Here is a 25,624-nt window from a genome sequence, read left to right as displayed (position 1 = left end):
GAATCAGTCCTCCAGCGAACCGTCCAGCGCCCGACCGGAGGCCAGGTGCGGGGCGATCTTGTTGTCGAACACGCTCAGCGCGGAACCGATCGCCATGTGCATGTCCAGGTACTTGTAGGTGCCCAGTCGACCACCGAAGACGACGTTACGCTCGGCGGCTTCGCGCCGCGCGAGTTCCCGGTAGCGCTCCAGCTTCGCCCGGTCCTCGGCGGTGTTGATCGGGTAGTACGGCTCGTCTTCCTTCTCCGCGGCCCGCGAGAACTCGCGCACGATGACCGTCTTGTCGGCGGGGTACTCGCGCTCGGGGTGGAAGTGCCGGAACTCGTGGATCCGGGTGTACGGCACCTCGGCGTCGTTGTAGTTCATGACCGGCGTGCCCTGGAAGTCGCCCACCGGCAGGACTTCCTGCTCGAAGTCGAGCGTGCGCCAGCCCAGCCAGCCCTCGCTGTAGTCGAAGTAGCGGTCGAGCGGGCCGGTGTAGACCACGGGCGTGCCCGCCGGGATCTCGTCGCGGACGTCGAAGTAGTCGGTGTCGAGCCGCACCTCGATGTTCGGGTGGTCCGCCATCCGCTCCAACCACGCGGTGTACCCGTCGACGGGCAGGCCCTCGTAGGTGTCGTTGAAGTAGCGGTTGTCGAAGGTGTAGCGCACCGGCAGGCGGCTGATGACCGCCGCGGGCAGCTCCTTCGGGTCGGTCTGCCACTGCTTGGCCGTGTAGTCGCGCACGAACGCCTCGTACAGCGGGCGGCCGATGAGCGAGATCGCCTTCTCCTCCAGGTTCTTCGCGTCCTTGGAGTCGATCTCGGCGGCGTGCTCGGCGACCCACGCGCGGGCTTCCTCGGGGCTCAGGTAGCGGCCGACGAACTGCGAGATGAGGCCCAGGCCCATGGGGAACTGGTAGGCCTGGCCGGCGTGCATCGCGAACACCCGGTGCTGGTACCCGGTGAACTCGGTGAACTGGTTGACGTAGTCCCACACCCGCTTGTTGGAGGTGTGGAACAGGTGCGCGCCGTACCGGTGCACCTCGATGCCCGTCTCGGGCTCGGCCTCGGAATAGGCGTTGCCGCCGATGTGGGCACGGCGTTCCAGCACGAGCACGCGCTTGCCGAGCTGTGATGCGGTGCGTTCGGCGACCGTCAGGCCGAAGAAACCGGAACCGACGACGATCAGGTCAAATCCAGCGAAGCTCACAGCAGTCGAGGGTACGGCAGTGACCGGACGCGACTGCCCACACCCCATGGGGTGAAAGCAAGACTCTGACGGGTCGATACGCTCACCGGCCGGCCCCCGCCGAGGCGCCTTCGACCGCGCTCGCCTGGCCCTCGATTTCGTAAATCACCGAATCGGAGTTCCGGAACACCTCGGTGAAGCCCGGCGTGCGGTCCAGGCCGACGAACCCGGGTGCGATGCGGTTCTCCTTGCGCACGAAACCGCGGCCCATGATCACGTACCGGACCTTCAGCTCGGTCAGGTCCTCGCGCACCTCCGGGTCCTCGTCGAGCTCGTTGAGGTGCTTGACCAGGTAGTTGCTCGGCGTGCCCGCGGGCGTGCCGTAGAACGTCCACTCGACCGGCTCGACCTCGGCCATCGCGTAGAGCCAGCCGCTGCCGTCGAACACGTCGTTCATCACCCGCTCGCCGGGCCGCACGTGCTCGGCCAGCCACCGGTAGGCGGCCAGCTCGCCGTCGCTGACCGTCGGCCCGTTCTGGTAGTTGCCCGCCAGGCGAGCGCTGTTGCGCCCGATGTACGCGCCGCTGATCAGGCCGATGAGCAGGAAGAACACCACGCTGACGGCCACCGGCGCCCAGGGTGAGCGGGCGAGCGCGGGCACGCGGCCGGCGTAGCGGTCGACGACCCACGTGCCGACCGCGACCACGGCCACGCCGAACGCGATGGCGCCCGGCAGCGGCAGCATGACCGCGAGCCGCCAGTGGTCGTTGTAGAAGTAGCCGGTCAGGCGCTGGATGATCGCGCCCTCCAGCGACACGGTCACCGCGTACAGCCCGCCGAACGCGAGCCACACGCCGACCATCCACACCATCAGCCGCCGCCGGGCCATGACCACGATGCCGAACAGCGCGGGCACGCCGATCCACCACTGCGGGAAGTCGACCACGCCGGAGAAGGTCAGCATCTGCCCGAACGCGCCGGCGGGCGTGGCCTCCGAGGGCCACACCATGGCGGCCACGCCGTCGGCCGCGCCCATGGAGGGCAGGATCAGCGGCGCGGCGCCGAGCGCGCCCAGCACGGCCACCGCCGCCAGCGTCGGCCACGCGCGCTTCCAGTCGACCGGCACCAGCCGGAGCACGCAGGCCAGGAAGATCACGCCGAGCAGGCCGGCGAGGATGAACGCCAGGCTGGGCTGCAGACCGACCAGCGCCGCCGCCGACACCGCGATCGCGACCGGCCCGGTGATGCCGCGCGGCCGGACCAGGTACGTGACCAGCGCCAGCACGGCGGGCAGCAGCGCGATGCCCGCGACGTAGGGCCACAGCGGGCCGCGCCACAGCGAGTCGTAGGGGAACGGGGAGAACCACGTGGACACGGCGGCGGCCGGCGCGACCATGCGCGCGGGCAGCTTCCACGCCAGGCCCATCGCGGCGATGCCGACCGGCCACACCAGGACCGTGCTCAGCGCGCCGGAGTTGAGCAGCTGCGGCAGCGTGACGCCGAACTGGTCGAGCAGCAGCGCCAGCAGCTGGTGGTAGGTGGCCGGGTAGAAGTAGTTCGCGTTCTCCGGCTGGTTGCCGATCGCGCCCGCGCTGGAGACCAGCGACGTCTGGTGCTCGGCGAGCCAGCGCACGAGGTTGCCGTGGTGCGGCGCGTCCCAGTCCTGGGCGAGGCGGTCGAGGCTGCTGATGCCGCGCAGGAACGTGACCGCGCCGACCGCGAGGCCGATCGCGACACCGGCGGCGACGACCAGGTGGCCGCGGCGCGACACGCGCGGCTCGTCGTCCTCGACCCGGGCGGGCCACCGGCGCTGCACCAGCGTGGTCACGGCGAACAGCACGACCGAGGCAGCGAGCGCCCACGCGCCGAAGGTGAGCAGCGTCCACGAGACGCCGAGCTTGCCCAGCAGCAGGCCGCCGATCGCGACCAGGCCGTAGGTCAGCGCGGGCGCCGCGGCGACCAGCGTCCACCCCCGCAGTCGGATGGCCGCGCCGAACAACAGGCCAGGCACCCAGAGCAGCAACAGCACCAGCAGTGCAGCACTCATCGTGTCAGCAACCCGATCACTTGGCGTGGGCGCGGGTCCCCGTCCCGCTCGCGACCGCAGAGTACCCGCGCGGTCCTCACCAGCGGCGGTGGGCCACTTGCACGCCCAGCCACGCGGCGTGCCGGGCGGCGACGCCGAGGCCGCTCACGCCGATCCGCTCGGCCAGCGCCTGCTTGGACCGCCGCAACAGCTTGGTGTGCCGACCCATGAGCGCGCCGCGGCTGTACTGGCCGGGGTGCACGCGGTAGCCGACCAGCTCCTCGGGCAGCACGTCGCCGTCCGCGCGCGCCATCACGCGCAGCCACAGGTCGTAGTCCTCCAGCCGCACCAGGCGCGGGTCGAAGCCGCCCACCTGCGCGGCCAGCTCCTTGCGGACGACGACGGTCGAGGTGATGAGGCAGTTGAAGAGCAGCATGGTGCGCGCGACCTCGGGCCCGATGGCCGAGTGCATCTCGCCGACGACCTGGCCGGACGGGTCGATCTGCCGGGCCCACGCGCCGACCAGGCCGAGGCCGGGCCGCTGCTCCAGCACGGCGACCTGGTGCGCCAGGCGCTGCGGCATGCACAGGTCGTCGGCGTCGAGGAAGGCCACCAGGTCGTGCTTGGCGGCGTCGAGCCCGATGTTGCGGCCGACGGCGGGCCCGCTGCGCGGCGCGGGCGTGAGGTGCACCTGCACGCGGTCGTCGGGGAGGGTGCGCGCGGCGGCCCGGTTGCGCTCGCACTCGCCGTCCAGCACGAGCACGACCTCCCAGTCCTGGTGGGTCTGCTCGGCGACCGAGCGGAGCGTCTCGGGCAGGAAGTCCGCCTCGGGCGCGCACGGGATCACCACGGACACCGGCGATGGCATGGGGTTCTCCTGCTGCGGGGAGGGATCGGCCAACGCCGTACAGTAAGGCCCGCTCCAGCACCCTTGAGCATCCGCACCCCGCAAGCAGAGGACACCGTGACGGCGGCGAACAGATCCAGGCTCGACGGTCTGCGCGCGTTGGCCGGCACGGCGGTGCGCCAGTCCGCGGTCACCATCGACCAGCTGGTGTTCAGCGCCATCACCTTCGCCGTCCAGCTGGTCGCCGCGCCGGTGTCGACCGACGCCGAGTTCGGGGTGTTCTCGCTGGTCGCGATCGTGCAGATCGGCCAGTGGTACCTCGGTCGCGCGGTCGCGGCGGAACCGCTGCTGGTGGCCAAGGCGGTCGCGAACGGTGACGCGCGCGGCGTGCGCGGCGCGGCGGCGACCTCGTTGCTGCTCGGTCTGGCGATCGGGGTGGTGTGCCTGGTCGTCGGGCTGCTGCTGGACGGGCCCGCCAGGACGTTGCTGCTGATCCAGGCGCTGGCCTCGCCGTTCACCGCGGTGCTCGACCACGGCCGGTACGTCTCGTACGCGCGGCAGCGGCCGTTGCGGGCGCTGGCGCTGGACGGCTCGTGGCTGGTGCTGTTCCTCGGCGCGGTCGGCGTGGCCGTGCTCGTCGGCGAGCTGGACGCCTCGTCCACCTACCTGATCTGGGCGCTGACCGCGGTGCCCGTGGCGGCGGCCTGCGCGTGGCTGACCGGCGGGCCGTTCGCGGTCGGCGCGGTGCGCGACTGGCTGCGGGACCGCCGGTCGCTGCTGCCGGGGTTCCTCATCGACGCGATCTACCTGACCGCGGGCACCTGGGCCACGTTCGGCGTGACCGCGTGGGTCGTCGGCCTGGACGGGCTCGGCCTGCTGCGCAAGGCGCTGGTCCCGGTGACCGCGCTCACCGTCCTGTTCATCGGCATCAGCAACGCGCTGCTCGCGCACCTGGCCGGCCGGTCGGCCCGCGAGGTGGTGCGGGCGCCGGTGCTGGTCTCCGGGTTGGCCGCGGTGGTCAGCCTGGTGTTCGCGGGCCTGACCCTGGTCGCGCCCGCCGACCTGCTCACCGCCGCGCTCGGCACGCCGTGGGAAGGCCTGCGGCCGGTCGTGCTGGTGCTGCTGGCGTACGCGTTCCTGCTGGCCACGGCCCAGACGGCGCTGGTCGCGGGCAAGGCGAGCGGTCGGGCGTGGCTCGGGCCGAGGGTGCGCACCGTCCAGTTCGTCACCGAGATCGCCCTCGTCGCGGGCCTGGGCCTGCTGTTCGGCGTCATGGGCGTCGCGTTCGGCATGGTGCTGGCGTGGCTGACCGCCGCCGCGCTGGCCTGGGGCGGCCTGCTCGGGCATCGGGACAGGGCTTAGATTCGTGGCCGTGCACCTGGTCGACATGCCGGTCTACTACCCGCCGCACAAGGGTGGGGTCGAGGCGTACGCGCACGAACTGCACCGGCGCATGTTGGAGGCCGACCCGAACCTGCGGATCACCGTGTTCACCTCCGCCGTCGGCGCGCCGGCGGGCGTGCAGCGGCTGGGCGACCGGTGGACCGTGGTGCGCTGGCCGGGGCGAGAGGTGATCTCGCACTACCCCGTGCCCTACCCCGGTTTCACCAGGAAGCTGCGCGCGCTGTGCGGCCCGGACACCGTGCTGATGACGCACACCCGGTTCTACTGGCCGCACCTGTGGGCGGCGCTGTTCGCCAAGCGGAAGGGCCTGCGCAGGCTGCACGTCGAGCACGGGTCGAGCCCGGTGCAGAGCGGCGGCTGGTTCGTCCGGTTCGTCGCCGCCACCGTCGACCTGCTGACCAGCCAACCGGTGCTGCGCTGGGCCGACGGCGTGGTCGCGGTGTCGCAGTCGGCTGGGCGGTTCGTGAGCGACCTGGCCAAGCGCGAGGCGACGGTGCTGTACCGGGGCATCGAGCTGCCCGAGGGCGTGACCTCGCGACCGGTCGGCGACGGCCCCCCGGTGGCCTGCTTCGTGGGCAGGCTCATCAACGGCAAGGGCGTGGCCGACCTGCTCACCGCGACCGCGGCCCTGCACCGGCGGGGCGTGCCGCTGAGGCTGCGGCTGTGCGGCGACGGCCCGGCCGCGGCGGAGCTGCGCGCCCAGGTGGAGCGGCTCGGCCTGGACGAGAGCGTCGAGTTCCTCGGCGAGGTCGACCACGACACCGCGCTGCGCGAGATGGCCTGCGCCACCCTGTTCGTCAACCCGAGCTGGACCGAGGGCCTTCCGACCACCGTGCTGGAGGCGGCGGCCATCGGCTGCACGGTCGTGGCCACCGACGTGGGCGGCACGGCCGAGATCCTGGACCACGGCGTGACCGGCTGGCTGGTGCCCGCGCGGGACCCCGAGGCGCTGGCCGTCGCGCTGGAGTCGGCCGTGTCCGACCCCGAGCGCGAGGCCCGCGCGGCGAAGCTCGGCGAGATCACCCGCGAGCGCTTCTCGTGGGAGCGGACCATCGCCGAGTTCACCGCAATGCTGGTCGGCGACGGCGGGGACCGGACCGCGCGCTAGCCTGTTGCGCGAACCCCATCCGACTCACTCGCCAGGGAGGCCGCCGTGGCGGACCAGTCTGACGTATGGCTGGTCGTGCCCGTCTACAACGAAGCACAGGTGATCGCGGACGTGGTGCGCAACGCGCTCCAGACGTTCCCGAACATCGTGTGCGTCGACGACGGTAGCCGGGACGGCTCAGCGGACGCGATCCGCGGCACGGGCGCTCACCTGGTGCAGCACCCGGTCAACCTCGGCCAGGGCGCGGCGATCCAGACGGGCGTCGAGTACGCCCGCGCGCGGCCGGGCGCCGAGTACTTCGTGACCTTCGACGCCGACGGCCAGCACCAGGTCGCGGACGTGGTGCGGATGCTGGAGCGGCTGCGCGCCGAACCGGTCGACATCATCGTCGGCACCCGGTTCAAGGGCGACGCCTCCCACATCCCGCTGATCAAGCGCGTGGTGCTGCGGACCGTGGTGGCGATCAGCCCGCGGCTGCGGAAGCTGAAGCTGTCGGACGCCCACAACGGGCTGCGGGTGTTCAACAAGAAGGTGGCGGACGAGCTCCGCATCACGCTGAACGGCATGGGCCACGCGTCGCAGATCGTCGACATGATCTCGCAGCGCGGGTGGCGGGTCACCGAGGAGCAGGTCGAGATCCTCTACACGGAGTACTCGATGTCCAAGGGGCAGTCGCTCATCAACGGCGTGAACATCCTGTTCGACTCGGCTCTCAAGACGGGGTCCAGGCGCTGACATGCTGATCCAGTTCCTGCTCATCGCCGCGGTCATCGTGCTGCTGGTGTTCTTCCTCAAGAACCACGGCACGACCAAGACCGCGGCCGGCGTCAAGATCGGCTTCCTGCTGTTCCTGGTGCTCGCGGTGGTCGCCGTCGTCAGGCCGGTGGAGGTCTCGAAGGTCGCCGAGTTCGTCGGCGTCGGCCGCGGCACCGACCTGCTGCTCTACGCCCTGGTCGTGGCGTTCGGCTTCCAGACCATCAACACCTACCTGCGGTTCAAGGAGCTGGAGCTGCGCTACGCGCGCCTGGCCCGCGCCATCGCGCTGCGCAACGCGGAGGCTCCCGAGCCGGCCGACGCCCCCGCGGTCGTCGAGCGCGCGGAAGACCCGGCGCACACCGCCTGACCTGGACCTACGCGAACGGGCCGGTCACTCCCGGGTGGGAGTGACCGGCCCGTTCGCCGTGCGCGGTCAGCCCTCCAGCGAGCGGAAGTAGTCCACGGTCAGCCGCACGCCGGTGGCGATGTCCACCTCGGGCTTCCAGCCCAGCTCGGCCTGCGCGAGCGACGGGTCGATGGCCGACGCGCGCAGGTCGCCGAGGCGGGCCGGGGCGAACTCGGGTTCGTCGGCCACGCCCGCCGCCTGCGCGACGAGGGTGTGCAGCTCGCGGTCGGACACCTGGTGCGCGGTGCCGATGTTGTAGCGCCGACCGCCGCCCGCCTCACCGGAGGCCGCGATGAACGCCGACACGACGTCCTCCACGAACACGTAGTCGCGGGTGTTGCCGCCGTCGCCGAACACCTTCGTCGGGCGGCCCGCGAGCAGCGCGGACGCGAAGATGGCCACCACGCCCGCCTCGCCGTGCGGGTCCTGCCGGGGGCCGTACACGTTGGCCAGCGCCAGGTGGGTGCACTCCAGGCCGTACAGCTGCCGGTAGGTGTTCAGGTACACCTCGCCGGACACCTTGGACGCCGCGTAGGGCGACTTCGGGTTGATCGGCGTGGTCTCCGCCACCGGGAGCGCCTCGGGCGTGCCGTAGATCGAGCCGCCGGACGAGGCGAACAGCACCTTGCGCACGCCCGCGCGGCGGGCGGCCTCGGCGAGGTTGACCGTGCCCAGCACGTTCTTGTTGGCGTCGAGCAGCGGCTCGGCCACCGACACCCGCACGTCGATCTGGGCGGCCAGGTGGAACACCACCTCGGGCCCGAACGACGCCACCACGTCGGCCAGCTCCGGCGAGGTGATGTCCACCCGCGAGAACGAGTAGCGGTCGGCGTGGGCCGGATCGGCGGGCGCCGTCCGCTTGCCCCTGGTCAGGTCGTCGACGACGTGCACCTCGTGCCCGTCCCTCAGGAGCCTGTCGACCAGGGTCGAACCGATGAAGCCGGCACCGCCGGTCACGAGTGCGCGCACGGGTGTTTCTCCAGAGTCGGTCGGGGAGTCGTCACGGGCAGCCTAGAACCACCGCTCCAGCACCAGTGCCACCCCGTCCTCGGAGTTGGCCGCGGTGACCTCGTCGGCGGCGTCCAAGGCGTCCTGGTGGGCGTTGGCCATGGCCACGCCGTGGCCCGCCCACGTCAGCATGGGCACGTCGTTGGGCATGTCGCCGAACGCCAGCACGCCGCGCGCGGGCACACCGAGGAGCTCCGCGACCGCGGCCAGGCCCGACGCCTTGGTCACGCCGGGTGCGGCGAACTCCAGCAGGCCCTCGTTGGTCGACCAGGTCAGCGCCACGGAGTCGCCGACCAGCGGTCCGGCCGCCCGCGCCATCTCGTCCGAGGTCATGCCCGGGTGCCGGACCAGCAGCTTCACCGCGGGCTTGCCGAGCAGCTGGGCCCGCTGGTGGCCGGGCAGCGGCTGCCCGCCCTCGTCCCACGGGTGCAGGTAGCGCTCGTCGGCGATGAACTCGGCCGCCGCCGGGTTGCGGGCGGACTCGCCGACGCGTTCGGCCGCCATCGCGCAGCCGGGCAGCGCCTCGTCCAGCACGGAGGCCAGGTCGGTCAGCTGCTCGGGGGTGAGCAGTTCGGCCGAGACCACGCGGTCGCCGCCGATGTCGTAGAGCACCGCGCCGTTGGAGCACACGGCGTAGCCGGTGAGGCCCGCCGCCGCGGCCACGTCCGGCACCCAGCGCGGCGGGCGGCCGGTGGCGAGCACGAACGGGACGTCGGCGGCCAGCACCCGGCCGACCATGCCCGCCGTGCGCGGGCTGACCCGTCCCAGGGGGGTCAGCAGGGTGCCGTCGACGTCGGATGCCACAAGGGAAGGTCTCTGCACCCCCACATGGTGCACTCCCGGAGGAGGGACTCGGCTACCGTCGCCGGGTGCGCACAGGGATTGTGATCCTGCCCGAACACCGCTGGTGGATGGCCGAACACAAGTGGAAGGCAGCCGAGGAGTACGGCTTCCACCACGCCTGGACCTACGACCACCTGGGCTGGCGCTCACTGGTCGACGGACCGTGGTTCGGCGCCGTTCCGACGCTGGCAGCAGCGGCTTCGGTGACCGGGAAGATCCGCCTCGGCACGCTGGTCGCGTCGCCGAACTTCCGCCACCCGGTGCCGTTCGCCCGTGAGCTGCTCGCCCTCGACGACCTCTCCGACGGCCGCTTCACGCTCGGCGTCGGCGCCGGCGGTGTGGGGTACGACACGGAGGTGATGGGCGCCACGCCGGCGCGCGGCAGGCAGGGCCGGTTCGAGGAGTTCGTGACCGCGCTGGACCTGCTGCTGACCCGGGAGCGGACCACGTTCAGCGGTGAGCACTACGAGATCCGCGAGGCCCGGGGGGCGCCCGGCTGCGTGCAGCGGCCCAGGGTGCCGTTCGTGGTCGCGGCGAACGGGCCGAAGGCGATGGGCGTCGCGGCGCGGTACGGGACCGGCTGGGTCACCACCGGGCCGGAGACCGACGACGAGGCGGCGTGGTGGCGGGGCGTGGCCGGGATGGCCGAGCGGTTCCGCGAGGTGCTGGACGGCATCGGGCGGGCCAAGGAGTCGATCGACTTCCACCTCAACGCCGACTCCTGCCCGGTGTACTCGCTGAGCGGCGTGGAGCACTTCCGGGACGTGGCCGGTCGGGCCGGTGAACTGGGCTTCACCGACCTGGTCGTGCACTGGCCGCGCGCGGATGGCGTGTACGCGGGCAGCGAGTCGGTGCTGGAGCAGGTCGCGGCCGACGTGCTGCCCGAACTCGTCGGCTAGCGTCTCCGCCGTGCGACGAGTCGTGGTGATCGGTGGCGGGATCGTGGGCCTCGCGACCGCGCGGGAGTTGGCCCGGCGCGGTCACGACGTGGTGGTGCTGGAGAAGGAGCCGCGGTGGGCGGCGCACCAGACCGGGCACAACAGCAACGTGGTGCACGCGGGCCTGTACTACAAGCCGGGGTCGTTGAAGGCGCGGATGTCGGTCGCGGGCAACGCCTCGATCGTCGCCTACGCCAAGGAGCACGGCGTGCCGGTCGACGTGTGCGGCAAGCTCGTCGTCGCCACCTCGCCGGACGAGGTGCCGCGACTGGAGGCGCTGGCGGAGCGCGCCGCGGCCAACGGCGTGCCCGCCCGCCGGATCGGCGTGGACGAGGCCCGGGAGTACGAGCCCGAGGTGGCCGCGGTGGCCGCGCTGCGGGTGGAGAGCACGGGCATCATCGACTTCCCGGCCGTGTGCGCGGCTCTCGTGCGGGAGCTGAACGGCCACGACCTGCGCCTGCACACGCCCGCCTTGGCGATCCGGCGGGCGCTCAGCGGTGGTGGGGTCGAGGTGGCCACGACGCGGGGCGTGGTGCGCGCGGACGCGCTGGTGAACTGCGCGGGCCTGCACAGCGACCGGGTGGCGCGGCTGGCGGGCGTCACCCCGTCGGCGGCGATCGTGCCGTTCCGGGGCGAGTACTACGAACTGCGGCACGACCGGCGACGCCTGGTGCGCGGGCTGATCTACCCCGTGCCCGACCCGGCGCTGCCGTTCCTGGGGGTCCACCTGACCCGGATGCTCGACGGCAGCGTGCACGCCGGACCCAACGCGGTGCTCGCCCTGCACCGCGAGGGCTACCGGTGGCGTGACTTCTCGCCGTCCGACGTGGCCGACGTGGCCCGGTTCCCCGGCACCTGGCGACTCGCCCGCCGGTTCGCCCGCACCGGCGCCGAGGAGGTGCTGCGATCGTTGTCGCGCAAGCGCTTCGCCGAAAGCCTGGCCCGCCTCGTGCCCGCGATCCGTGAGGACGACCTCGTCCGCGCTTCCGCCGGCGTGCGCGCGCAGGCTATGCGCTCCGACGGCTCCCTGGTGGACGACTTCCTGATCGACACCGCACCACGCCAGGTGCACGTCCTCAACGCACCCTCCCCCGCCGCGACCTCCGCGCTGGAAATCGGCCACCACGTCGCCGCCCAGACCGAACTCAGCTGGTCGTGAACTGCCACCCCTTTCCCTGATCGTGAACTGCCACGTCCTTTCCCCAAAAGGGAGGGCTTCGTGCCATCCCGCCGACCTGGCGCAGCCCTACCGCGCGTGTCAAGGGGGCACTGTTCAGGCTTGCCCGGTCGTGGGTCCTTTGCCGCCCCCTTGACACGTGTGGTTGCCCTTGTGGAGGTCGGCGGGATGGCACGAAGTCCGGACCACGCTGGTACGGGAGTTGGCCTAGGAACCCCACCATCCTGCTGATCTGCCCGTCCGGCGAGGACGCTCTTGCTTTTGCTTTGTTTTTGTTTTTTAGGGGTTCTTCACGTACCAATTGTTCAGTCCGGCTCGATTTGACATGGGGCCCTTACGGGCACCCCAGGCAGGCCAAAGCCGGGCAGGCCTGGCGGATAAAGCGCCCGCCAAGCCTGCCCGGCTTCGTCCAGCCTATGGCACCCGAACCCATGTCAAATCGGGCCTCGGTGGGTCGGTTCCGGGTCCGTTGTGCGCGAGTCCGGTGCGCGTGACCTCGTCGATCACCGCTGGCCTTCCGGCCGTCCGGGCGTCCGATGGCTTTAGTTCGGCTTGAGGATTTCCAGGCCAAGGAATGGGCGGAGGGCTTCCGGGACGACGACCGAACCGTCGGCCTGCTGGTGGTTCTCCAGGATCGCCACGATCCAGCGCGTGGTGGCCAGGGTGCCGTTGAGCGTGGCGGCGATCTGGGGCTTTCCGTTCTCATCCCGATAACGGACGTTGAGGCGGCGGGCCTGGAAGGTGGTGCAGTTCGAGGTGGAGGTCAGTTCCCGGTAGGCCTGCTGGGTCGGGATCCACGCCTCGCAGTCGAACTTGCGCGCGGCCGAGCTGCCGAGGTCGCCAGCGGCCGTGTCGATGACCCGGTAGGGGACGTCGATCTTGGCCAGCATCTCCTCTTCCCAGGCCAGCAGCTTCGCGTGCTCGGCCTCGGCGTCCTCCGGCTTGACGTAGGCGAACATCTCGACCTTGTTGAACTGGTGCACGCGGATGATGCCTCTGGTGTCCTTGCCGTACGAGCCCGCCTCGCGCCGGTAGCACGACGACCAGCCCGCGTACCGCTTCGGCCCGTCCAGGATCTCGTCCGCGTGGTACCCCGCCAGGGGCACCTCCGACGTGCCGACCAGGTACAGGTCGTCGGCTTCGAGGCGGTAGATCTCGCTCGCGTGCGCGCCGAGGAACCCGGTGCCGGCCATGATCTCCGGCCGGACCAGGGTGGGGGTGATCATCAGCTTGAACCCGGCCGCGGTGGCCTGAGCGACGGCCATGTTCAGCAGCGCGAGCTCCAGTTGGGCGCCGACGCCGGTGAGGAAGTAGAACCGCGAGCCGGACACCTTCGCGCCGCGTTCCATGTCGATCGCGCCGAGCCGCACCCCGAGGTCGAGGTGGTCGAGCGGCTCGAAGTCGAACTCGCGGCGCTCGCCGACGTGCTTGAGCACGACGTAGTCGTCCTCGCCGCCCGCGGGCGCGTCGGGGTGGACCACGTTCGGCACGGCGCGGTGCAGCTCGGTCAGCTCGGCCTCGGCGGCGGACTGCTCGGCCTCGGCGGCCTTGACCTCGGCGGCCAGCTCCTTGCCCTTGGCCAGCAGCGCGTCGCGCTCCTCGCCCTTGGCGCGGCCGACCTGCTTGCCGAACGTCTTCTGCTCGCCGCGCAGCGCGTCGGCACGGGCGATGGCGGCCCGGCGGCGCTCGTCGGCGGACAGCAGCGCGTCGACCACGGTCTCGTCCTCGCCACGCGCGCGTTGCGACGCGCGGACGGCTTCCGGGTTCTCGCGCAGTGCCTTCAGGTCAATCACACCGGCAGCGTAGTACCCGACCGGAAGCGGTTTACAGGCCGCTGGAGACGACGACCGCTCCCGACCCGACCGGGTGGTCGGGTCGGGAGCGGTGTGGTGTCCCTGGTTCGGACCGGAGCGCTACGAGATCGCGATGGCGACCACGAGGCCGAGCGCGAAGTGCGCGGCGGCCACGACGACGCTCGCCGGCGCGAAGCGGTCCGACTCGATCAGCGAGCCGATGTCGAGCCTGGTCACCCACTCCAGCAGCCGCACCGCGAGCACCTGGACGATGATCCCGACGAAGCCGAAGATCAGCGACGACAGCAGGCCCTCGTCGAGCTTGCCCGCCGAGCTGTAGATCGCCACGACCACGATCAGCGCCATGCTCACCAGGCCCGCCGCGGTCACGATGACCGCGTTCGGGGCGCCGTTGCGCACGAGCGCGCTGAGCTTGCCGGGGGTGGTCCAGTCGATGGCGTAGAAGCCGACGATCATCAGCACCAGACCGACGACCGCGTAGAGCGCGATTGCGCCGACGCCCCGGCCGATGGCGGCGCCGAAGCCGGCGTCCAACGCGAGTGGGGAGATCACAGACCCTCCGTGGTATGCAGGTTGATCGGTTGTGCCGCCGGTGAAGGAGCCGGTGACGTCGGGTGTGGCGTGGTGCCGGGGGTGGCTGAGCAGGTCATTCGACGATCCTGTGCGGCACGAACGCCGCGCCGTCGTCGGTGACCAGGCCGACGGTCTCGCGGATGCCGAGGCCCGCCGAGGCGTCGCCGACGACCCACGCGCCGAGCGCCGGCCGGTAGCCGTCGAACTCGGGCAGCGGGTCGAACAGCTGGTAGACGAAGCCCTCCTTGCCGTAGACCCCGCTGGTCTGGGTCTCGTAGCCGGGGGCGACGATCTGGATGTTCTGGCCCTCACGGCCCAGCCGCGGCTTGCGCACGTACTCGGTGAGCAGGCCGGGGTCGTCCAGGAACGCGGGCAGCAGGTTCGGGTGGCCCGGGTACATCTCCCACAGCACGGCCAGCAGCGCCTTGTTGGACAGCAGCATCTTCCACAGCGGCTCGACCCACAGGGTGCCGGGCAGGGTCTCCACCGCGTAGTGGCCGAACTGCTCGTCCACCACCCACTCCCACGGGTAGAGCTTCACGACCGTGCTGATCGGCGCGTCTTCGAGGTCGACGAACCGCCGCAGCAGCGAGTCCCAGCCGATCTCCTCGATCGCCAGGCCGACGGTGTCCATGCCCGCCTCGGCCGCGGTCTCCTGCAGGTAGGCCACGGTGACGTGGTCCTCACCGGAGGGGTCCGCGCCCGACCAGGTGAAGTGCAGCTCGTTGGACGGCAGCCGGTTGCCGATCTCGGCCCAGCGCTCCACCAGCTTCTCGTGGATGGAGTTCCACTGGTCGTCCTCGGGGTACACGTCGGTCTTCCAGTTCCACTGGACGACCGACGCCTCCAGCAGCGACGTGGGCGTGTCGGCGTTGTACTCCAGCAGCTTGGCCGGTCCGCGCCCGTCGTAGCGCAGGTCGAACCGCCCGTACACGTGCGGGTCGCGCCGCTTCCACGACTCGGCGATCGCGGGCCACAGCCACTCGTTGATGCCGAAGTCGCGGTAGCGCTCGGTGAGCACCACGTTGTCGACGGCCTCCAGGCACATGTTGTGCAGCAGCTCGACGTCCGCCTCCAGCGACAGCACGTCGCTCATCTCGAAGACGTAGTGCGCCGACTCGTCCCAGTAGGGGCGCGGGCTGCCGTCCACGGCCTTCGCCGGCGCGCCGAACACCAACCCCTGGTCGGAGACGGTGCGCTGCCAGTTCGGCCGGGGCGTGGAGGACTCCCGACGCACTCAGCTGCCCCCGCTCTTGCTGCCGCCGGACACGCCGAACCCGCCGCGCTGCACCACGGTGCCGGACTTGGTGGAGACGTTCGCGCCCTTGGGCATGGTGTAGCTGCCGCCGCTGACCTTGGAGCCGACCGGCGTGCTCGTGCCGCCGTAGTGGTAGCGGTAGGAGCTGCCGCCGATGTAGATGAACCCACCGCTGACGTACCCGCCGTTGGAGCGGGCGTAGTTCTCGTCGCAGTACTGGTCCTCGACCACCACGTCGTCACGGGTGCACTGCGCCTCGACGTCGTCGGGGCTGGACACGGCGTACCAGATGGCCACCACGCCGACCACGCCGACACCGACGCCACCGCCGATGAGCAGCCGCTTGCGCAGCTTCTTGCGGCGCTGCGCCTCGGCCTCGACGGCGAGCTGCTGCTCGCGCTGCTGCTCGATCACCGCGGCGCGGGCGCGCTGCTCGGCCAGTGTCGGGGGGCGGGGCTTGGTCTGCCCCGGCTCCTGCCTGCGGATCTGGCCGCGACCACCCGTCGGCGGCCCTTGCGGTGGGCCTTGAGGTGCTCCTTGCGGCGGCCCTTGGCCCTGGGACGTCGGCGGCACGTACGGCGGCGGCGACGCGCCACCACCCTGCGGCCCCGGCGCGTCCGGTCGGTTCGGCCCACCCTGACCGGGTGTCCCGGTGTTGTCGTTCTCAGTCATCAGCCACTCCCGGCGGGGACGGTACAGAGATCGGCCGCCGAATGGGTGACGAGTGTCCCAAAAGCAACACACTCCACCCGCCCGAACGGTTCGTCGGCCTACACAGGCATCATGGAGTAGATGTCCGTGACCACGCGCTGGTTTCGTCGGGGTGACCACATGGTCATGCTCGGCGCGTCTGCTGGCGCGTTCTTGCTGCTCGCCCTGAGCACCTTCACGTCCTGGCCGGTCGGCCCGGGTGGCCTGGGCAGCACGGCCACGACCCCGGTGAACCCGGTCCTGGCCGCTCAGGCGGGCGACTGCCTGAACTGGACGAAGAAGGACCTGTCGGACGTCGAGAAGGTCGACTGCGCCGCCCAGCACCTGTACGAGGTGACCGGTGTGGCGGACATCTCCGCCGCTCACGGCCCGGAGGCGCCGTTCCCGGACGACGCGCAGTGGCAGCAGATCAGCCAGGAGCGGTGCGTCCAGACGTCGCTGGACTACCTCGGCGGCAAGTTCGACCCGTTCGGCAAGTACACCGTCGGGCCGCTCAACCCGGGCGAGCGGCTGTGGGGCGAGGGCCAGCGCACGCTGCGCTGCGGCCTGCAGGTGGCCGGACCGGCCGGCGGGCTGCTCCCCGCCTACGGCACCGCCCGCACCCAGGACCAGTCCGACGTCTACGACCCTGGCGTGTGCCTGGGCATCACCGAGACCAAGTCGGTGGCCGACCCGGTGGACTGCGCGGAGCCGCACACGTTCGAGATCACCGGCGTGGTGACGATGCCGCCCGGCGAGTTCCCGTCGGACGAGCAGCAGGGCGAGCTCATGGTCCGCGAGTGCACCCGGATCACCGCCGAGTACACCGGTGGCGCCGACCTGAAGGCCCGCGGGCTCCTCGTCTCCTGGGACACCAGGGTGGCGGAGAGCTGGGCCGCGGGCTCGCGGCTGGCCAACTGCAAGGTCGGCGCGCAGCCGGTCGACAACATCCTGGTCGCGTGGGAAGGCAGCGTGCGCAACCCCAACGCACCGCCGCTGACCACGGCCAACCCGCCCCAGACGACCGCCGTGCAGCAGGACGAGCCGACCGGCGCGCCCCTGCACTCCGAGTCCAACTCCAGCTCCGCCGCACCGCCCTCGTCGGGCTCCAAGCCCCCGAAGTCCGACGAGACGACGACAGCCACTACCACGACCACGACGTCGAGGTGACGACATGCCGGTGGAGATGACCCGTCAACGGTTCGAGGAGCTGGTCGGCGAGGCCCTCGACCTCATCCCGCCGGAGTTCGCGGCGGCGATGAACAACGTGGTGGTCCTGGTCGAGGACCGGAACCCGCAGGTGCCGAGCCTGCTGGGGCTGTACCAGGGCATCGCGCTGACCAGCCGGACCACCGACTACGGCGGCGTCCTGCCGGACCGCATCTCGATCTACCGCGAGGCGATCCTGGACATCTGCCGCACCGAGGACGACGTGGTGGAAGAGGTCGTCGTGACCGTGGTGCACGAGGTGGCGCACCACTTCGGCATCGACGACGCCAAGCTGCACGAACTGGGCTGGGGCTAGCCCTCGTCCGGCGCCGCCGCCGGCTCCCGCCCACACCGGCCGCGGGCTCCCGCCCACACCTGCTCCCGTCGACGCCTGCCGCCGGCCGCCTGCTCCGGCTAGCCCTCGACCACGTCCACGCCGGTCCACGACGTGCAGCGCCAGCCGTCGGCGGCGCGTTCGAGCACCACCCGGCCGGTGTTGGGCAGCAGACCGGCCTCGGCCAGCGCCGGACCCACGTTCCGGGCCAGCGCCAGCGCCGCCATCCGCAGCGACCCGCCGTGGCTGACCAGCACGACCGTCTCGCCGTCCCGGTGCCCGGCGCTGAGCTCGTCCACCGCGGCCAGGTAGCGGTCGAGCACCTGGCGGCCGCTCTCGCCGCCGGGCAGCGGCACGTCGAGGTCGCCCGCGGCCCACTGCTTCACGGTGGCGATGAAGATCTCGAACGCCTCGCGGTCGTGCCGCCCTTCGAGGTCGCCGCAGAAGATCTCCTGCACGCCCTGCACGACCTCGACCTCCAGGCCGTGCGCCGCCGCCACGGGCGCCGCGGTCTGCTGCGCGCGCACCGCCCCCGCACCGGCTCTGCGGCCAACGACCCGGCCAGCGCGGCGGCCTGCGCCACCCCGGCGTCGGTCAGCGGCGGGCCGGGTGGCAGCGAGTCCAGCGCCATCTTCACGTTCGACGCCGTCTCGCCGTGCCTGACCAGGATCAACCTCATGCGCCGTGCCCCCTCCGGACCGCTTCGACCCACTCGACCGCCGCCACGAACTCCTCGTTGCCCGCCACCGCGCCGCCCGGCTCTGCCTTCGGGTACGAGCCCAGGAACCGGGTCCGCGGGCAGTGCCGGTGCAGCGCGGCCAGCGCGTCGCCCACCCTGGCCTCGGCCACGTGGCCGTCGAGGTCGATGTAGAACCGGTACTCGCCGAGCCTGCCCTTGGTGGGCCGCGACTCGATGCGGGTCAGGTTGATGCCGCGCAGCGCCAGCTCGGTCATCAGCTCCGACAGCGCGCCGACCCGGTCGGACACCGTGCAGACGATCGACGTGCGGTCGTGGCCGGTCGGCTCGGGCAGCGCGCCCGGCGGGCGCAGCAGCAGGAACCGGGTCTTGGCGTCCCGGACGTCGGCCACGTCGGTGGCCAGCACCTCCAGCGGGTAGTGCCGCACGGCCACCGGCGCGCTCACGGCCGCGTCGAACCCGCCGTCGAGCACGGCGCGCGCGGCGGCGGCGGTGGACGTCGTGGCGACGACGTCGGCGTCCGGCAGGTGCTCGGCCAGCCAGTGCCGGACCTGCGCCAGCGCGTGCGGGTGGCTGGCGACGGTGCGCACGGGCGCGCCGCCGGGCCGCACCAGCACGCTGAACCGCACCGGCAGCACCGCCTCGGCGACCGCGACCAGCGGTTCGCCCTCGGTCAGCGCGTCCATCGTCGCGGGCACCGCGCCCTCGACGGAGTTCTCCACCGGCACGCACGCCGACTCGGTTTCCCCCCGGCGGGTGGCGGCGAGGGCGGCGGGCACCGTGTCGAACGGCACCAGCTCCTGCTGCGGAGTGGCGAAGCCGCGTGCGGCCTGCTCGGTGAACGTTCCCTGCGGTCCGAAGTAGGCGAGCACGGCCGCAACGATACGAGCACCACGGCCGGTGACGGTGTTGAGGCGAGGATCACCCGTGCGGCGGGTGCCCGCCCCCGTTCCGCAGCAACGGGTTCTCCTGGAATGCTGGGTGATGTGTCCGCCGCCGATACGGAGGGTGAGATCAACGCTCCGGTAGCAGTTCCCCGTCTGGTGTTGTGCGCCGTCGACGAACCACTGGCCCGCGCCTGGCTCGCGGTGGCCGACGGCCGGACCGGCGTCGAGGTGCACCGGGGCTCGGTGCTCGACATCGTCGCCGAGGCCGTGGTGAGCCCCGCCAACTCGTCCGGCTGGATGCGCGGTGGCATCGACGCGGTGTACGCGCGGGCGTTCCCGCTGGTGGAGGGGAACGTGCGCAGTGCCGTGCTCGGGTTGCACGGCGGTGAGCTGCCCGTGGGCGAGGCACTCGTCGTGCCGACCGGCGAGCCGGAGCCCGAGTGGCTGATCAGCGCGCCGACCATGCGGCAGCCCGGTGAGCTGCTGCCCGGCGACACCGTGCACCCGTACCTGGCCGCGCGGGCCGTGCTGCGGCTGTGGCTGGGTGGGCGGCTGGACGACGGCCGGCCGTTGCGCGAGGTCGTCCGCACGATCGCGATGCCCGGTCTGGGCACGGGTGTCGGCGGTGTCGCGCCGGCCACGTGCGCCCGCCAGGTCGCCGCCGCGTGGGACGAGGTGTTCAGCCCGCTGCCCAGCAGGTGACGCCGCGGCCCGCCGGCTGTGCACAACCTGTGGACAGCCCGGCTGGGGCCTGTGGACAACTAGCGTGGCGCGACCCAACGCTCCAGGTCGAGTTCGTCGGTCATGGGGATGCCGTAGTCGCCGACGCTGGGGATCTCCGGCTTGAGCCGACGTGCCTCGCGCACCGCGTCGGGGCGCAGCGCGGTGAGCCGGAAGCCGCGCCGCTGGTAGAAGCGCAGGGCGTCGAGGTTGTCGTTGGTCGTGGTGAGCCGGACCCGGGAGCACCCGAGCTGGCGGGCGCGATGCACGGCGGCGTCGACCAGCGAGCTGCCGACACCCCGGCCTCTTCGCAGGGCGTCGATGGTGACGATCTCCAGGTGGCCGTCGTGGGTGGCGTAGGTGAGCAGCCCGACGACCTGGTCCTGCTGCTCCACCACGAACCCGGGCAGGCTCGCGGGGAAGAACACCTGGCCGTGGGCGACCGCGGTGTGCGCGCCCCACAGCTCCAGCACCAGCCTGCCGACGACGATCCGGTCGGCTTCCTCGATCACGCGTACGAGCATCCCTGCACTGTCTTGGCGGCCGGGCGCGGTGGGTACCGGCATTCGCCCTATGGTTGGTTCGTGCCGGTGCGAGTGCTGCTCGTAGACGACCACGAGGTGGTGCGCAGGGGGCTGCGCGAACTCCTTGAGGACGAGGACGACATCTCGGTGGTGGCCGAGGCGGGCGGGGTCGGCGAGGCCCTGGTCCGGGCCGGGGCGACGCGGCCCGACGTGGCCGTGGTGGACGTGCGGCTGCCCGACGGCGGCGGGGTCGAGCTGTGCCGGCGGCTGCGCGCGCTGCCGGACGGGCCGAGGTGCCTGGTGCTGACCGCGTTCGACGACGAGGAGGCGCTGGTCGGCGCGATCATGGCGGGCGCGTCCGGGTACCTGCTCAAGCAGGTGCGCGGACAGGACCTGGTGACCGCGGTGCGCGAGGTGGCGGCCGGCCGTTCACTGCTGGACCCGCAGACCACGGCCCGCGTCCTGGACCGCATGCGCCGCCCGGTCGAGGTGGACGTGCTGGACGCGCTGACCGAGCAGGAACGGCGGGTGCTGGACCTGATCGGCGAGGGCCTGTCCAACCGGCAGATCGCCGAACGGCTGTTCCTGGCGGAGAAGACGGTGAAGAACTACGTCACCGCCGTGCTGTCGAAGCTCGGCATGGAACGCCGCACCCAAGCGGCGGCCTGGGTGGCCCGCCGGTCGCGCTAGTGGCGCCGAGACCGACGCGGATCCGTCGAGTCGCAACACCCCGGCTCCGTCACCCGGTCGCTTGGTGTGGGGCTGCGCGTCAACCGCTCAGCGGCACGTGCCAGGTGATCGTCGTGCCGGTGCGCGGCGACGAGGTGAGCTCACACCCGCCGCCGGCGGCGAGGGCTCGTTCCTCCAGGTGCCGCAACCCGCGCTTGGCCACCCCGCGCGGGATGCCGCAGCCGTCGTCGGTGACCTCCAGGTCCAGCCGGTCGGGTGTGCGGCGCAGCGCGATGCCCACGTGCCGGGCGCCCGAGTGCCGCACCACGTTCGACAACGCCTCCCGCAGGGCCGCGCGGGCGTGGTCGGCGAGCTCCGCGGGCACGTCCGCGACGTCGCCCTCGACCCGCACCTCCGGTTCGAACCCCAGCAGCTCGCCCGCCGTGCGCGCCTCCGCCAGCACCGAACCCCTCAGGTCGACGTCGGCGGGTTTGCCCGGGTCGGCGCTGCGCAGCGCGCGGACGGTGGCGCGGACCTCGGCCATGGTCTGGTCGAGCTGGTCGACCGCGTCGGCGAGCCGCCGCGCCTCCCGCCCCTCCAGCTTGAGCCGCCGGTCGAGCAGGTCGAGCTGCACGCCCGTCGCGTACAGCCGCTGGATGATCACGTCGTGCAGGTCGCGCGCGATGCGCTCGCGCTCCTGGTAGACCGCCACCCGCTGGCGCGCCGTCGACCCCTCGGCCAGCACGACCGCCAGACCGGCCTGCGCGGCGAACGCGGCCAGCACCTCGACGGTGTCCGGGCTGAACGGCCGCTCGCCCTTGCGCCGGTAGACGGCGAGCGCGCCGATCTTGCGCTCCTTGGTGCCGAACGGCGCCACGGCGAACGGCCCGTACCCCCGCAGCGCCTTGGGCACGAACGGCGCGGTGCGCGGGTCGGTGGTGAAGTCGTCGGCGACCACGGGCACGCCGGTCCGCGCCGCCCGTGCCGCCGACGAACGGCTGGACAGCACCACGCCGACCGGGTCGTCGTCGCCGGAGGACGCCTCGACGGTCAACGTGCCGTCGTCGGCGGTGACCATGGCCAGCCCGAGGTCCGCCTCGGCGAGCTCGACGGCGCTGCGCACCACGAGCGGCAGGACGGCGTCCGGGTCGTCACCGGCCAGGGCGGCCGAGGTGATCTCGGTCGAGGCGGCGAGCACGCGGGCTGGGTCCACGGTGCTCAACGGTAGGCCCTGGCCCGCAGCCGCCCGTCGGCGACGTGCAGCACCAGGTCGGCGCGGTCGGCCTCCTCCGGTCGGTGGGTGATGTGAATGACGGTCTTGTCCCGCAGCACGTCGTCCAGCCGCGCCAGCAGCGCGGTCGCGGTCGGCTCGTCGAGGTGGGCGGTCGGCTCGTCCAGCAGCACGAGGTCGGCGTCGTGGAGCAACGCGCGGGCCAGCGCCACCCGCTGCGCCTCGCCACCGGACAGCAGCGTGGGGCCGATCACGGTGTCCAGGTCGAGCCGGACACCCGCGACGTCCAGTGCCCACAGCAGCCGTTCGTCGTCCGCTCGGGGGTCGCCCAGCCGGAGGTTCTCGCGGACCGTGGTCGACACCAGCATCGGCTCCTGCGGGCACCACGCCACCCGCTCGGGCCGCCAGACCAACCCGCGCTCCGGCTCCAGGAATCCCAGCAGCAGCGCGAACAGGCTCGACTTGCCGGCGCCCGAAGGCCCGACCACGGCCACCTTGGCGCCCGCGGGCAGGTCGACGCACACCCGTTCCAGCACCGGCTCCGCGCTGCCCGGCCACCGCACCGTCACGCCTTCGAGCCCGACCGCGCCACCGACCGGGCCACCGGCTGAACCACCGGCCGGGCCGCGCTCGACCGGCGCCGGTTCCCGGTTCGGCGAGCGCCGCACGATCCGGCCGTACGACTCGCGCAACGCGGCGCGGTGCTGCGCGGTCGCGGGCAGGGCGCTCAACGCCTCCGCCAACGCCAGCGGCACCAGCCCCAGCACCGGTACCAGCAGCGGGTCGACGCCACCGGCCAGGCCGATGCACACCGCCGAGGCCAACCCGGTCGTCAGGTGCACGACCGCGATCGCCGCACCCGCACCCGAAGCCTGGCGACGGGCCTGCCGCGCCAGTTCGGCGTCCCGGCGGGCCAACTCGGCGCGCACCGTGCCGTCCGCCCCGAACGCGATCAGGTCCGGCGCGGCCGTGAGCAGCGTCAACACCTGCTCGGACACCTGCCGCCGACCCCGGGCGAGCACCGCCGTGGCACGACGTTCGGTGAGCACCGCGACCACCGGCGCCACCGTGCCGCCGACCACCAGCGCCACCGCCAGGGCCAACCCGGCCACCGGTTGGATCACCGCGAACAGCACCACCGCCGCCACCGACACCCCCACCGCCACCAGCGGCGGCTGGAGCACGCGGGGCACCAGGTCGCGGACCGTGTCGACGTCGTCCACCAGTCGGGTGAGCTCGGCCTGCCCGGGCCGCAGGCTCCGCCACAGCCGGACCCGCAACGACTCGGCGTGCCGGAACGCGGCGTCGTGCGTCACCAACCGCTCCAGGTACCGCAGCACGCCCTTGGCCAGCGCGAACGTGCGCACACCCACGACCAGCACGGACAGCGTCAGGATCGGCGGCTGGGTCGCGGCCTTCGCGATCAGGTACGCCGCCAGCGCCGTCAACGCCACGCCGCTCAACGAGGCCGCCGTGCCCAGCAACGCCCCCGCCAGCAGCCGCCGGGTGGGTCGGGGCGACCGCGGCACGGCCGACCGATCAGCCGCCCGTTCGACCTCACGGGCCGCCGCGACGTCCGCGGTGGGCGAGCCGACCAGCCGGTGCGTGGCCAGGACGACCGCCGCACCCCCGGCGGCGGCCGCGTGGACCGCGGTCATGACCTTGGCGGCCGTCGGCGGGTCGAGGTGCGCGGTGGGCTCGTCCAGCAGCAGCACGGTCGCGCCGTCCCGGACCCGGGTCAGCGCACGCGCGACCGCGACCCGCTGCCGCTCACCGGTCGACAGCTCGGCGATCGGCCGCCCGACCAGGTGCTCCGCCGCCACCGACGCCAGCACCGCGTGGTCGACCCGGCCGGTGGTCAGCTCCAGCTCGTCGGCCACCGTCCGCCCGGCGAACGCGGGCCGCTGCGGCACCCAGGCGATCGCCGACCGGTCGACCGCCACCGACCCGCCATCGGCCCGCACGAACCCCAGCAGCACGTCGAAGAGGGTCGACTTGCCCCAACCACTCGGCCCGGCCAGCCGGTGGACCTCACCGGGCCGCACCCGCAGGCTCACCCCGTCCGGCGCGAACCGGCCCCGCCGCCGCACCCGGAGATCACGGACCTCCACGCCCTCGACCGGCTCGGCCGGATCCGCCGTCCCCGGGCCGGGGGTCGGGATCTCCGCCACCCGCCGCACGGCCTCCACACCGTCCTCCGACGCGTGGTGCGCCGCACCGGCCGCCCGCAGCGGCAGGTAGCACTCCGGCGCGAGGATCAGCACCACCAGCCCCGTGACCAGCGCCATCTCCCCCGACACCAACCGGAGCCCGATCCCCACCGCGATCAGCGCCACCGACAGCGACGCCACGACCTCCAGCACCAGCGCCGACAGGAACGCCACCCGCAACGTCCCCATCGTCGCCCGCCGGTACCGCTCGCCCAGCTCACGCACCGCCGACGCCTGCGCCGCCGCACGCCCGAACGCGGTCAGCACCGGCAGCGCCCGCACCAGCTCGGCCAGCCGCCCCGACAGCCGCTCCAGCGCCGACGCCGCCTCGGCCACCCGCGCCGAGGTGAACCGGCCGATCAGGATGGCGAACACCGGGATCAGCGGCAGCGTCACCGCGATCAGCACCGCCGACGTGGGATCGGTCCACAGGATCCACGCACCCACCGCCACCGGCACCACGGCGGTCGTCACCAGAGCCGGCAGGTAGCGGGTGAAGTACGCGTCCAGCGCGTCCAGCCCCTTGGTCGCGACCACCGCCAACGCCGCCGGGCCACGATCCACGATCCACGACGGCCCCAGCCCCAGCGCCCGGTCCAGCACCGCCGCCCGCAGCTCCTCCTTGGCGCCCGCCGCCGCCCGCGCCGCGACCGACTCGGTCACCCACGCCAACCCGGCCCGCACCACGACCGCGCCCGCCAGCAGCCACAGCGACCCGCCGGTCACCAGGGCCGACGCCAGCGCCACGGCCTGCCACACCAACGCGCCGGCGGTCAGCGCCGCCGACACCGCGCACAGGACCAACGCCCGGCGCGCCGACCGCGAGAGCGCGGGCAGCGCGCCGAGCGGGCCCTTCCCCGGCTTCTTGGCGGAAGGGGCTCCGGGGAAGCTCATGGTGCGTTCCCAGCAGGATCGGACACAGCAGGATCCGACACAGCAGGATCCGACACAGCAGGATCCGACACAGCAGGATCCGACACAGCAGGATCCGACACCGCAGGATCCGACACAGCAGGATCCGACACCGCAGGATCCGACACAGCGGGATCCGACACAGCGGGATCCGACACAGCGGGATCCGACACAGCGGGATCCGACACAGCGGGATCCGACACAGCGGGATCC

At 72.5% G+C, this 25,624-nt stretch carries 24 protein-coding genes; 10 read left to right on the top strand and 14 right to left on the bottom strand.

What is annotated here, in order from left to right; all coding sequences use genetic code 11:
• Window positions 1–3: 3 nt before the first annotated feature.
• From glf to AB0K14_RS01830, 3 genes are all read right to left on the bottom strand, one after another.
• On the bottom strand, window positions 4–1,239 hold the full coding sequence (glf, locus tag AB0K14_RS01840) for a UDP-galactopyranose mutase (protein ID WP_360454402.1): 1,236 nt from the start codon (window positions 1,237–1,239) through the stop codon (window positions 4–6).
• Between the two features lie 34 nt (window positions 1,240–1,273).
• Window positions 1,274–3,217, bottom strand: a complete 1,944-nt coding sequence (locus AB0K14_RS01835) for a DUF6541 family protein (protein ID WP_360454399.1) — start codon at window positions 3,215–3,217, stop codon at window positions 1,274–1,276.
• A 76-nt stretch (window positions 3,218–3,293) separates the two neighbouring features.
• The gene (locus AB0K14_RS01830; protein WP_360454397.1) at window positions 3,294–4,064 is read right to left on the bottom strand and encodes a glycosyltransferase family A protein; all 771 of its coding nucleotides are present in this window, start codon (window positions 4,062–4,064) and stop codon (window positions 3,294–3,296) included.
• Window positions 4,065–4,160: 96 nt separating this feature from the next.
• Here AB0K14_RS01830 and AB0K14_RS01825 point away from each other — a divergent pair, with 96 nt between their 5' ends.
• The 4 genes from AB0K14_RS01825 to AB0K14_RS01810 are packed head-to-tail and all read left to right on the top strand — an operon-like array spanning window position 4,161 to window position 7,678.
• Window positions 4,161–5,405 carry a hypothetical protein gene (locus tag AB0K14_RS01825; RefSeq protein WP_360454394.1) on the top strand — a complete coding sequence of 415 codons (1,245 nt, stop codon included), beginning with the start codon at window positions 4,161–4,163 and terminating at the stop codon, window positions 5,403–5,405.
• Window positions 5,406–5,415: 10 nt separating this feature from the next.
• Complete coding sequence (locus AB0K14_RS01820) at window positions 5,416–6,555, top strand: glycosyltransferase (protein ID WP_360454391.1); 1,140 nt, start codon at window positions 5,416–5,418, stop codon at window positions 6,553–6,555.
• Between the two features lie 45 nt (window positions 6,556–6,600).
• Complete coding sequence (locus AB0K14_RS01815) at window positions 6,601–7,290, top strand: glycosyltransferase family 2 protein (RefSeq protein ID WP_360454388.1); 690 nt, start codon at window positions 6,601–6,603, stop codon at window positions 7,288–7,290.
• A 1-nt stretch (window position 7,291) separates the two neighbouring features.
• Window positions 7,292–7,678, top strand: a complete 387-nt coding sequence (locus AB0K14_RS01810; protein WP_360454385.1) for a DUF2304 domain-containing protein — start codon at window positions 7,292–7,294, stop codon at window positions 7,676–7,678.
• 66 nt (window positions 7,679–7,744) lie between these two features.
• Here AB0K14_RS01810 and AB0K14_RS01805 read toward each other — a convergent pair whose 3' ends face one another.
• The gene (locus AB0K14_RS01805) at window positions 7,745–8,686 is read right to left on the bottom strand and encodes an NAD-dependent epimerase/dehydratase family protein (protein ID WP_360454382.1); all 942 of its coding nucleotides are present in this window, start codon (window positions 8,684–8,686) and stop codon (window positions 7,745–7,747) included.
• A gap of 42 nt (window positions 8,687–8,728) precedes the next feature.
• Window positions 8,729–9,547, bottom strand: coding sequence for an HAD family hydrolase (locus AB0K14_RS01800; protein ID WP_360454379.1), 819 nt, complete (start codon window positions 9,545–9,547; stop codon window positions 8,729–8,731).
• 47 nt (window positions 9,548–9,594) lie between these two features.
• Between AB0K14_RS01800 and AB0K14_RS01795 the strand changes: the two genes are divergently transcribed.
• Together AB0K14_RS01795 and lhgO are read left to right on the top strand one after the other, a co-directional pair.
• Window positions 9,595–10,467: an LLM class flavin-dependent oxidoreductase gene (locus AB0K14_RS01795; protein WP_360454376.1), complete on the top strand. Its 873-nt coding sequence runs from the start codon at window positions 9,595–9,597 to the stop codon at window positions 10,465–10,467.
• A 10-nt stretch (window positions 10,468–10,477) separates the two neighbouring features.
• Window positions 10,478–11,665: an L-2-hydroxyglutarate oxidase gene (gene lhgO, locus AB0K14_RS01790; RefSeq protein ID WP_360454373.1), complete on the top strand. Its 1,188-nt coding sequence runs from the start codon at window positions 10,478–10,480 to the stop codon at window positions 11,663–11,665.
• A gap of 560 nt (window positions 11,666–12,225) precedes the next feature.
• On the opposite strand, the gene serS is transcribed toward lhgO, so the two are convergent.
• The 4 genes from serS to AB0K14_RS01770 form a co-directional block, all read right to left on the bottom strand.
• Window positions 12,226–13,476, bottom strand: coding sequence for a serine--tRNA ligase (gene serS, locus AB0K14_RS01785; protein ID WP_360448249.1), 1,251 nt, complete (start codon window positions 13,474–13,476; stop codon window positions 12,226–12,228).
• A gap of 120 nt (window positions 13,477–13,596) precedes the next feature.
• On the bottom strand, window positions 13,597–14,049 hold the full coding sequence (locus AB0K14_RS01780; RefSeq protein WP_360448251.1) for a DUF350 domain-containing protein: 453 nt from the start codon (window positions 14,047–14,049) through the stop codon (window positions 13,597–13,599).
• A 94-nt stretch (window positions 14,050–14,143) separates the two neighbouring features.
• Window positions 14,144–15,307: a glutathionylspermidine synthase family protein gene (locus tag AB0K14_RS01775; RefSeq protein WP_360448253.1), complete on the bottom strand. Its 1,164-nt coding sequence runs from the start codon at window positions 15,305–15,307 to the stop codon at window positions 14,144–14,146.
• Window positions 15,308–16,000: a hypothetical protein gene (locus AB0K14_RS01770; protein WP_360448255.1), complete on the bottom strand. Its 693-nt coding sequence runs from the start codon at window positions 15,998–16,000 to the stop codon at window positions 15,308–15,310.
• 120 nt (window positions 16,001–16,120) lie between these two features.
• Between AB0K14_RS01770 and AB0K14_RS01765 the strand changes: the two genes are divergently transcribed.
• Complete coding sequence (locus tag AB0K14_RS01765) at window positions 16,121–17,188, top strand: septum formation family protein (RefSeq protein ID WP_360448258.1); 1,068 nt, start codon at window positions 16,121–16,123, stop codon at window positions 17,186–17,188.
• A 4-nt stretch (window positions 17,189–17,192) separates the two neighbouring features.
• A complete protein-coding gene (locus AB0K14_RS01760; RefSeq protein WP_360448260.1) occupies window positions 17,193–17,543 on the top strand; it encodes a metallopeptidase family protein in 351 nt (116 codons plus the stop codon).
• Between the two features lie 98 nt (window positions 17,544–17,641).
• Here AB0K14_RS01760 and AB0K14_RS01755 read toward each other — a convergent pair whose 3' ends face one another.
• Complete coding sequence (locus tag AB0K14_RS01755) at window positions 17,642–18,088, bottom strand: histidine phosphatase family protein (RefSeq protein ID WP_360448262.1); 447 nt, start codon at window positions 18,086–18,088, stop codon at window positions 17,642–17,644.
• Window positions 18,089–18,236: 148 nt separating this feature from the next.
• A complete protein-coding gene (gene pheA, locus AB0K14_RS01750) occupies window positions 18,237–19,130 on the bottom strand; it encodes a prephenate dehydratase (RefSeq protein ID WP_360448264.1) in 894 nt (297 codons plus the stop codon).
• 102 nt (window positions 19,131–19,232) lie between these two features.
• Between pheA and AB0K14_RS01745 the strand changes: the two genes are divergently transcribed.
• Entirely contained in the window at window positions 19,233–19,847 is a 615-nt protein-coding gene (locus AB0K14_RS01745; RefSeq protein ID WP_360448267.1) for a macro domain-containing protein, read from the top strand.
• Window positions 19,848–19,906: 59 nt separating this feature from the next.
• On the opposite strand, the gene AB0K14_RS01740 is transcribed toward AB0K14_RS01745, so the two are convergent.
• Window positions 19,907–20,389 carry a GNAT family N-acetyltransferase gene (locus tag AB0K14_RS01740; protein ID WP_360448270.1) on the bottom strand — a complete coding sequence of 161 codons (483 nt, stop codon included), beginning with the start codon at window positions 20,387–20,389 and terminating at the stop codon, window positions 19,907–19,909.
• 60 nt (window positions 20,390–20,449) lie between these two features.
• Between AB0K14_RS01740 and AB0K14_RS01735 the strand changes: the two genes are divergently transcribed.
• Window positions 20,450–21,079, top strand: coding sequence for a response regulator transcription factor (locus AB0K14_RS01735; RefSeq protein ID WP_360448273.1), 630 nt, complete (start codon window positions 20,450–20,452; stop codon window positions 21,077–21,079).
• A 79-nt stretch (window positions 21,080–21,158) separates the two neighbouring features.
• Here the strand turns inward: AB0K14_RS01735 and AB0K14_RS01730 are convergent, their stop codons facing one another.
• Complete coding sequence (locus AB0K14_RS01730; RefSeq protein WP_360448275.1) at window positions 21,159–22,271, bottom strand: GAF domain-containing protein; 1,113 nt, start codon at window positions 22,269–22,271, stop codon at window positions 21,159–21,161.
• A gap of 5 nt (window positions 22,272–22,276) precedes the next feature.
• The gene (cydD, locus tag AB0K14_RS01725; protein ID WP_360448277.1) at window positions 22,277–25,393 is read right to left on the bottom strand and encodes a thiol reductant ABC exporter subunit CydD; all 3,117 of its coding nucleotides are present in this window, start codon (window positions 25,391–25,393) and stop codon (window positions 22,277–22,279) included.
• Window positions 25,394–25,624 lie beyond the last annotated feature (231 nt).

The sequence above is a fragment of the Actinosynnema sp. NPDC050801 genome, assembly GCF_040673975.1.
Taxonomy (GTDB): Bacteria; Actinomycetota; Actinomycetes; order Mycobacteriales; family Pseudonocardiaceae; genus Actinosynnema.
Note: the sequence above shows the minus strand (reverse complement) of the source record. Positions and strands in the feature narration are given on the sequence as shown.